The organism is Microbacterium sp. K41 (assembly GCF_004794395.1).
Classification (GTDB): domain Bacteria; phylum Actinomycetota; class Actinomycetes; order Actinomycetales; family Microbacteriaceae; genus Microbacterium; species Microbacterium sufflavum.
Genome location: NZ_SSDO01000308.1, coordinates 1 through 7942 on the forward strand (window position 1 = coordinate 1; position 7942 = coordinate 7942).

The 7942-nt window shown below is 70.5% G+C and carries 9 protein-coding genes; 1 reads left to right on the top strand and 8 read right to left on the bottom strand.

The window, feature by feature from the left end:
- Nucleotides 1-155: 155 nt before the first annotated feature.
- The 7 genes from nadD to rplU form a co-directional block, all read right to left on the bottom strand.
- Nucleotides 156-758, bottom strand: coding sequence for a nicotinate-nucleotide adenylyltransferase (gene nadD, locus DW309_RS09060; protein ID WP_136035386.1), 603 nt, complete (start codon nucleotides 756-758; stop codon nucleotides 156-158).
- Between the two features lie 7 nt (nucleotides 759-765).
- Nucleotides 766-990: a hypothetical protein gene (locus DW309_RS09065; RefSeq protein ID WP_136030670.1), complete on the bottom strand. Its 225-nt coding sequence runs from the start codon at nucleotides 988-990 to the stop codon at nucleotides 766-768.
- Nucleotides 991-1054: 64 nt separating this feature from the next.
- Entirely contained in the window at nucleotides 1055-2308 is a 1254-nt protein-coding gene (locus DW309_RS09070; RefSeq protein ID WP_136045186.1) for a glutamate-5-semialdehyde dehydrogenase, read from the bottom strand.
- Between the two features lie 9 nt (nucleotides 2309-2317).
- The gene (proB, locus tag DW309_RS09075; RefSeq protein WP_136030666.1) at nucleotides 2318-3103 is read right to left on the bottom strand and encodes a glutamate 5-kinase; all 786 of its coding nucleotides are present in this window, start codon (nucleotides 3101-3103) and stop codon (nucleotides 2318-2320) included.
- Nucleotides 3100-4602: a GTPase ObgE gene (gene obgE, locus DW309_RS09080; protein WP_136030664.1), complete on the bottom strand. Its 1503-nt coding sequence runs from the start codon at nucleotides 4600-4602 to the stop codon at nucleotides 3100-3102. The genes proB and obgE overlap by 4 nt, the downstream gene beginning before the upstream one ends.
- A 101-nt stretch (nucleotides 4603-4703) precedes the next feature.
- Nucleotides 4704-4961 (bottom strand): 50S ribosomal protein L27, encoded by a 258-nt coding sequence (gene rpmA / locus DW309_RS09085; protein WP_017202370.1) that lies wholly within the window; start codon nucleotides 4959-4961, stop codon nucleotides 4704-4706.
- A 19-nt stretch (nucleotides 4962-4980) separates the two neighbouring features.
- Complete coding sequence (gene rplU / locus DW309_RS09090; protein WP_168387232.1) at nucleotides 4981-5289, bottom strand: 50S ribosomal protein L21; 309 nt, start codon at nucleotides 5287-5289, stop codon at nucleotides 4981-4983.
- 213 nt (nucleotides 5290-5502) lie between these two features.
- On the opposite strand from rplU, the gene DW309_RS09095 reads away from it, so the two are divergent.
- Nucleotides 5503-5772: a DUF4031 domain-containing protein gene (locus tag DW309_RS09095; RefSeq protein ID WP_136030663.1), complete on the top strand. Its 270-nt coding sequence runs from the start codon at nucleotides 5503-5505 to the stop codon at nucleotides 5770-5772.
- Here the strand turns inward: DW309_RS09095 and DW309_RS09100 are convergent.
- On the bottom strand, nucleotides 5734-7942 hold a 2209-nt coding region (locus tag DW309_RS09100; protein WP_240753171.1), incomplete at its 5' end, for an Rne/Rng family ribonuclease. The genes DW309_RS09095 and DW309_RS09100 overlap by 39 nt on opposite strands.

Sequence of the window (7942 nt, forward strand, 5' to 3'; positions counted from 1 at the left end):
CTCGGCCGCGCGGGGAAGCGGGGCCGCCGGCGGAGTCGCGTTCGCCGCCTCCGCAGCGGCCTCGGCCTGCTCCTCCGTGATGACCGGGGTGGATCCAGTCAACCGGATCTCCCGCAGCTGCTTCCGCGTGAGCGGACCTCGCTGATCCGATGTGCTCATTCCTTGCTCCGATACAGATGGTGCTTCGCGATGTACTGGACGACGCCGTCGGGGACGAGGTACCAGACCGGTTGATCGTCGCGGACTCGCTCTCGGCAGTCCGTCGACGAGATCGACAGCGCCGGCACCTCCAGCTGGCTGACGTCGTCGCTCGGGAGGCCGTCGATGCTCAGAACGTGTCCTGGGCGGGAGACCGCGACGAAGTGGGCCAGTTCCCACAGTTCATCATGGTCTCTCCAACTGAGAATTTGCGCCACGGCGTCGGCGCCGCTGATGAAGAACAGCTCCGCGTCGGGCCGCTGAGCCTTGAGATCGCGGAGCGTGTCGATCGTGTAGGTGGGGCCGGCGCGATCGATGTCGACCCGGCTCACCGTGAACCGGGGGTTCGACGCGGTCGCGATGACGGTCATGAGATAGCGGTGCTCACTGGGCGTGACCTCCGCCTTCTGCCACGGCCGTCCGGTGGGAACGAAGACCACCTCGTCGAGATCGAAGGAGTGCGCGACCTCGCTGGCGGCGACCAGGTGGCCGTGATGGATCGGGTCGAAGGTGCCGCCCATCACGCCGATGCGCGGTGCGCGCGTGGTCGCAGTGCTCATGAAAGGCCTAGTGGCCGTGTCCCGCCTCGTGGCCGTCCTTGCCGTGCTTCGCCGCCCAGGCCTCCGCCTTCGCCGAGTGACGGTTCGCCACGTTCTTGTACGACAGCGTGACGAACCCGAGAGCGGCGAACACGATCGCGGCGATGACTCCGAAGATCAGGGTGTCGAGCGCGACGTTGCCGTGGTGCTCGGTCTCTGCGGCGGCCATCGCGATCTGTGCGACGAGGTTCATCCTTGCTCCGTTTCGTGGCGTGCTGTCTCGGGTGTCGGGGATGCAGCGTCCCCCAGTCTAGCCCTCAGCCGCGCGTCTGACCCGCCCCACGCGCGAGCCACTTCGTGCTGGTCAGCTCGGACAGTCCCATCGGCCCGCGGGCGTGCAGCTTCTGCGTCGAGATGCCGACCTCGGCGCCGAATCCGAACTCCCCGCCGTCGGTGAAGCGCGTCGACGCGTTCACCATGACCACCGCGGAGTCCACCTCGGCCAGGAACCGCTCGGCGTTGCGGGTGTCGGTCGTGATGATCGACTCGGTGTGACCCGTGCTGTAGCGGCGGATGTGGTCGAGCGCGTCGTCGAGCGAGTCGACCACCTTCATCGCGATGTCCAGGCTGAGGTACTCGGTCGCCCAGTCCTCCTCGGTCGCCGGGATCACGGTGGCGACCAGCCCCGCGACGACGTCGTCGCCGTGGATCGCCACACCCTCGCTCATGAGCGCGCTCGCGACGAGGGGGATCAGCCGCGGCGCGGCCTGCCGGTGCACGAGCACGGTCTCCACCGCGTTGCACACGCTCGGACGCTGCACCTTGGCGTTCACCACGATGTCGCGCGCCCAGTCGTCTGGCGCGCTCTCGTCGAGCACGATGTGTACGTTGCCGGCGCCGGTCTCGATCACCGGCACGGTCGACTCCGTCACGACCGTCTCGATCAGGCCGGCACTGCCGCGGGGAACGAGCACGTCGATCAGACCGCGACCGTGCATGAGGGCCTTCGCGCCCTCGCGACCGAAGTCGTCGACCGTCTGGATCGCCTCCGGGGTGACCCCGGCCCCCTCCAGAGCGCCACGCATGACCTCCACCAGCACGGTGTTCGAGTCGCGCGCGGCACTGCCCCCGCGCAGCACCACGGCGTTGCCGGACCGCAGGGCGAGGGCGGCGATGTCGACCGTCACGTTCGGCCGGGCCTCGTAGATCGCACCGACCACGCCGAACGGCACCCGCACCTGCTCCAGCGCGACACCGTTGGGCATGCGGTGACCGCCGACCACGCGACCGACCGGGTCGGGCAGCGCCGCCACCTCGCGCACCGCCGCGGCCAGCGCGGAGACCCGGCGCTCGTCGAGCCGCAGGCGATCGATCAGCGAGTCGCCGATGCCGTCCTCGCGGCCGCGGGCGATGTCGCGCCCATTCGCCTCGATGATCCGCGGCGCGTTCTCCTCCAGAGCCAGGGCGATCGCCTCGAGAGCGCGCGCCTTGTCGTCGCTGGTGAGGCCGGCCGTGGCGCGGGAGGCCTCCTTCGCGCGCTCCAGGCGCGCCTGGGGGGTCGGGTCGGTCATCCGCCCAGTCTAGGAGGTCGCCGGTTCGAACCAGGTCCCGATGTCGTCGCCCGTGAGGGCCCGGTCGACCAGGTCGGCGCTGGTCACCAGCACGCCGATCCCCGAGGCTGCCGCGAGACGTGCCGCCGAGACCTTGGTGGCGGCTCCCCCGGTACCGACGCTGTTCACGACCGTCGATCCGAACTCCAGTCCGGACAGGTCGGCGTCGGGGGCCACGACGTCGATCGGCTCGGCACCCGGGTCGGTCGGCGGCTTGGTGTAGAGCGACTCGATGTCGCTCAGCAGGATCAGCGCGTCGGCCTCGATCAGCTGCGCCACGAGCGCGCCGAGGCGGTCGTTGTCGCCGAAGCGGATCTCCTGCGTCGCCACGGTGTCGTTCTCGTTCACGATCGGCAGGGTGCGCAGACCCAGCAGGCGCTCCATGGCCCGACGGGCATTCGACCGCGACGTCGGGTTCTCCAGGTCACCCGTGGTGAGCAGCACCTGCCCGGCGACGATGTCGAACGGGCGCAGGGCCTCCTGGTAGCGGTACACGAGGATGTTCTGGCCCACCGCCGCGGCGGCCTGCTGCGTCGCCAGATCGGTCGGGCGGGCGTCGAGCCGGAGGAACGGGATGCCGGAGGCGATCGCGCCGGACGACACCAGGACCACCTCGGCTCCCCTGGCGTGCGCGGCGGCCAGGGCCTCCACGATCACCGGGATGCGCCAGGACGACTCGCCGCTGATGGACGACGAACCGACCTTCACGACGATGCGCGACGCCGACGCGAGGTCGGCGCGCGTGCGTGCGGTCACTCGTCGCCCTCGCGGGCGGTGGCGAGGCGCTCGGCCTCCAGCTCCGCGCGCGCCTGCGCCTTGGCGTCCATCCGCTCGTAGTACTGCTCGCGGCGCTCGGACGTGGTGCGGCGGGAGTTCGGCGCCAGGCGCGGGTCGGTGCCACGCGGCGCGGTCATGAGCTCCGCGGCCGAGCTCATGGTGGGCTCCCAGTCGAACACGATGCTGTCGCCCTCGCCGATCACGACCGTCGAGCCCTGCACGGCACCGAGGCGGAACAGCTCGTCTTCGACACCCAGCTTCTCGAGGCGGTCGGCCAGGTAGCCCACGGCCTCCTCGTTCTGGAAGTCGGTCTGCTGCACCCAGCGCACCGGCTTCTCGCCGAGGATGCGGTACACGTTGCCGTAGGTGCCGCCCTCGACGCGGATCGAGAAGTCCTTCTTCGAGCCCCGCGGCCGGATGACCACGCGCTCACGCGGCTTCTCCGCCGCGATGTTCTCGGCGCGGTGCTTCTCCACCAGCTCGCCCAACGCGAACGTGAGCGGGCGAAGACCCTCGTGCGACACCGTCGAGATCTCGAACACGCGGAAGCCGCGCGCCTCCAGATCGGGGCGCACGAGCTCGGCGAGGTCGCGCGCCTCCGGCACGTCCACCTTGTTGAGCGCGACGAGCTGCGGGCGCTCCAGCAGCGGCGTCTGGCCTTCCGGCACCTCGTAGGCGGCCAGCTCGGCGAGGATGACGTCGAGGTCGGAGATCGGGTCGCGGCCCGGCTCGAGCGTGGCGCAGTCGAGCACGTGCAGCAGGGCCGAGCAGCGCTCGACGTGACGCAGGAACTCCAGGCCGAGGCCCTTGCCCTCGCTCGCGCCCTCGATCAGTCCCGGCACGTCGGCGACCGTGAACCGGAAGTCCTCCACCTGCACGACGCCCAGGTTCGGGTGGAGCGTGGTGAAGGGGTAGTCCGCGATCTTCGGGCGTGCGGCCGAGATGGCGCCGATCAGGCTCGACTTGCCGGCGGACGGGTAGCCCACCAGCGCGACGTCGGCGACGGTCTTCAGCTCGAGCACGACGTCGCCCTCATAGCCGGGCGTGCCGAGCAGGGCGAAACCGGGGGCCTTGCGCTTGGGTGTCGCGAGGGCGGCGTTGCCCAGGCCGCCCTGGCCGCCGGCGGCCACGACGAAGCGCTCCCCCGGCTCGATCAGGTCGATGAGCACCTCGCCGGACGGCGACTTGACCACCGTGCCGACCGGGACCGGAAGCTCCAGGGACTCGCCGTCGAAGCCCGACCGGTGGTCGCCCATGCCCGGCCCGCCGTTGCCCGAGGAGCGGTGCGGCGAGTGGTGGTACGACAGCAGCGTGCCCGTCTGCGGATCGGCGACCAGGACGATGTCGCCACCGTCGCCGCCGTTGCCGCCGTCGGGGCCGCCGAGGGGCTTGAACTTCTCCCGGTGCACCGAGACGCAGCCGTTGCCGCCCTTACCCGCACGGAGGTGCAGCGTGACGGTGTCGACGAACGTGACCATGTGTGCGTGTCCTTCAGGTAGCGGGGGAAGACTGACGGCAGATACGCGGACGGGGCGAGCCGAAGCCCGCCCCGAACCGGATGTCTAGCGTGGTGCTGTGATCACTCAGCAGCAGCGACGATGTTGACGACCTTGCGGCCGCCCTTCGCGCCGAACTCGACCGCACCGGCGGCCAGAGCGAACAGCGTGTCGTCGCCACCACGGCCGACGTTCACGCCGGGGTGGAAGTGCGTGCCGCGCTGGCGGACGATGATCTCGCCGGCGAGGACCTGCTGACCGCCGAAGCGCTTCACACCGAGTCGCTGAGCGTTGGAGTCACGACCGTTGCGGGTGGAGCTTGCGCCCTTTTTGTGTGCCATGTCCTGTGTCTCCTCGGTCTTACTTGATGCCGGTGATCTTGACGCGCGTGAGCTCCTGGCGGTGGCCCTGACGCTTCTTGTAGCCGGTCTTGTTCTTGTACTTCTGGATGACGATCTTCGGGCCGCGGAGGTTGCCCACGACCTCGGCCGTGACCTTGACCTTCGCCAGCGCGTCGGCGTCGGTGGTCACCGTGGCGCCGTCGACGAGCAGCACAGCGGGCAGCTCGATCTTCTCGCCCTGGGCCGCCTGAACACGGTCGAGCTGAACGATGGTGCCGACCTCGACCTTCTCCTGCCGGCCACCGGCGCGCACTACTGCGTAAACCACTTCATACCTGTTTCGTTGGGGAGCACGCGGCTCCGAGAATCTCACGGGAAGACTGTTGCTTGCATGCGTCGCTGGTACGACGGGCGCGAATGCAAGACTCTCCGCATCGGCCGTCGAGGACGACGCGGCATGCGCACCAAGGGACTACTTTACCGGATGCCGGAGCCCCTCGCAAAGTGAGACCGGTCGCGCCTCCGGTCGTAGGCTGGCGAGGTGACCGTACTCGTCGACGACCCCCTCTGGCCGGCCCACGGACGCCTGTGGGCGCACCTGGTCAGCGACACCGACCTCGACGAGCTGCACGACTTCGCCCGCGCGCACGGCATCCCGGCGCGCGCGTTCGACCTCGACCACTACGACGTCCCGGAGGACGCGGTGGCGCGGCTGATCGCCGGCGGCGCCCAGCACGTTCCGGGGAAGGAACTGGTGCGCCGCCTGATCGCGTCAGGCCTCCGGGTCCGCGGCCGCGACCGGCTGCGCTGAGCTCTCCGCCGCCACCGACACCGGCGTGCCGGAGAGCGCGGCCGTCGTCACCCGGCGGCGACCACGCCCCTGCCCCGGTGCCTTCGGCTCGGGAAGCGCGTCCAGCACCGAGTCGAGGAGCTCCTCGGCCGGTGACTTCGGGCCCTTGCGGTCGGCCCCGCGCTTCTTGCGGGCCTTCTTCGGACGCTCGGCGGCGGGCGCGGCGGCCTGCTCGGCCGGTGCGCTCTCGGCGGGGGCGTCACCCGAGGGGGCGATGGTCGACGCGGCGATCTGGGCGAGCGCCGACTTCGCGCCCTCCGTGATGCTGTGCGTCACCGCGGCCACGACCGGAGCGGTGTTGCCGTTCCCGTTGCCGTTGCCGTTGCCGTTCCCGTTGCCGCGCTGGCGGCGACCGCCGTTTCCTCCGCCTCCGCCGTTGCCGCCGTTGGCGCGGTGCTTGACCACCGGGTCGTGGTGCACGATGACGCCGCGACCCGCGCAGACCTCGCACGCCTCGCTGAAGGTCTCCAGCAGCCCGAGGCCCAGCTTCTTGCGGGTCATCTGCACGAGGCCCAGCGACGTGACCTCGGCCACCTGGTGCTTCGTGCGGTCGCGGCTCAGGCACTCGATCAGACGCCGCAGCACGAGGTCGCGGTTGGACTCCAGCACCATGTCGATGAAGTCGACCACGATGATGCCGCCGATGTCGCGCAGCCGCAGCTGACGGACGATCTCCTCCGCCGCCTCGAGGTTGTTCTTGGTGACGGTCTCCTCGAGGTTGCCGCCCGAGCCGACGAACTTGCCGGTGTTGACGTCGACGACCGTCATCGCCTCGGTGCGGTCGATCACGAGCGAGCCACCGGACGGCAGCCACACCTTGCGGTCGAGCGCCTTCTCGATCTGCTCGGTGATCCGGAACGCGTCGAAGGGGTCGACCTCGTCCTCGTAGGACTCGACGCGCTCGAGCAGGTCGGGCGCGACGCTCTCCAGGTAGGCGCGGATCGTGCGCTGCGCGTCCTCGCCCTGGATGAGCATCTTCGTGAAGTCCTCGTTGAAGACGTCGCGGACGATCTTGACCAGCAGATCCGGCTCGGCGTGCAGCAGCGCGGGTGCCTGCTGGCTCTCCACCTGCTTCTGGATGTGCTCCCATTGCGACGTGAGCCGCTGGACGTCGCGCGTCAGCTGCTCCTCGGTCGCACCCTCCGCGGCCGTGCGGACGATCACGCCGGAGGACTCGGGCAGCACCTCCTTGAGGATGCGCTTGAGTCGGGCCCGCTCGTTGTCGGGCAGCTTGCGGCTGATGCCGTTCATCGACCCGCCGGGCACGTACACCAGGTAGCGGCCGGGCAGCGAGATCTGGCTCGTGAGGCGGGCGCCCTTGTGGCCGACCGGGTCCTTCGTGACCTGGACGAGCACGCGGTCGCCGGGCTTGAGGGCCAGCTCGATACGGCGCGGCTGGTTGCCGGTCTCGACGCCGTCCCAGTCCACCTCGCCGGAGTACAGCACGGCGTTGCGACCACGGCCGATGTCGACGAACGCGGCCTCCATGCTGGGGAGCACGTTCTGCACACGGCCGAGGTAGACGTTGCCGATGAGCGACGCGTCCTGGTTGCGGGCGACGTAGTGCTCCACGAGCACGCCGTCCTCCAGCACGCCGATCTGCGTGCGACCGTTCTTGGAGCGCACGACCATCTTGCGGTCGACCGACTCGCGGCGCGCGAGGAACTCCGCCTCGGTGACGACCGGACGACGGCGACCCGCGTCGCGCCCGTCACGGCGGCGCTGCTTCTTGGCCTCCAGGCGCGTCGAGCCCTTGATGGCCTTCGGCTCGGTGATGTACTCCACGACGCGCTGGCGCTGACGCGGCTCGTCGCGCTGCTCGTCGCCGTCGGAACCTCCGCGGCGGCGGCGGCCACGGCGGCCGGAGGACGACTCCTCCTGGTCGCGCTCGGCAGGACGCTCGTCGCGACCGGGGCGTGCCGGCAGCGGGACGACCTCGGGCGCGTAGAAGTGCAGCTGGGTCGACACCTGCGACACGAACACCTCGGGCAGCAGGCCCAGGGAGACGGCGGTCAGGGGCGCCGGGGCCTCGGGCTCCGTCTTCTCGGCGGCGGGAGCGGCCTCGGCGGGAGCATCGTCGGACGGCGCCTCGGCGGCGGGCTCGCCCTCGGCGGGAGCCTCCTCGGACGGC

Coding starts and splice junctions, on each gene's coding strand:
- nadD (WP_136035386.1), bottom strand. CDS start 758: ATGAGCACTGCGACCACGCGCGCACCGCGCATCGGCGTGATGGGCGGC.
- DW309_RS09065 (WP_136030670.1), bottom strand. CDS start 990: ATGAACCTCGTCGCACAGATCGCGATGGCCGCCGCAGAGACCGAGCAC.
- obgE (WP_136030664.1), bottom strand. CDS start 4,602: ATGGTCACGTTCGTCGACACCGTCACGCTGCACCTCCGTGCGGGTAAG.
- rpmA (WP_017202370.1), bottom strand. CDS start 4,961: ATGGCACACAAAAAGGGCGCAAGCTCCACCCGCAACGGTCGTGACTCC.
- DW309_RS09070 (WP_136045186.1), bottom strand. CDS start 2,308: ATGACCGACCCGACCCCCCAGGCGCGCCTGGAGCGCGCGAAGGAGGCC.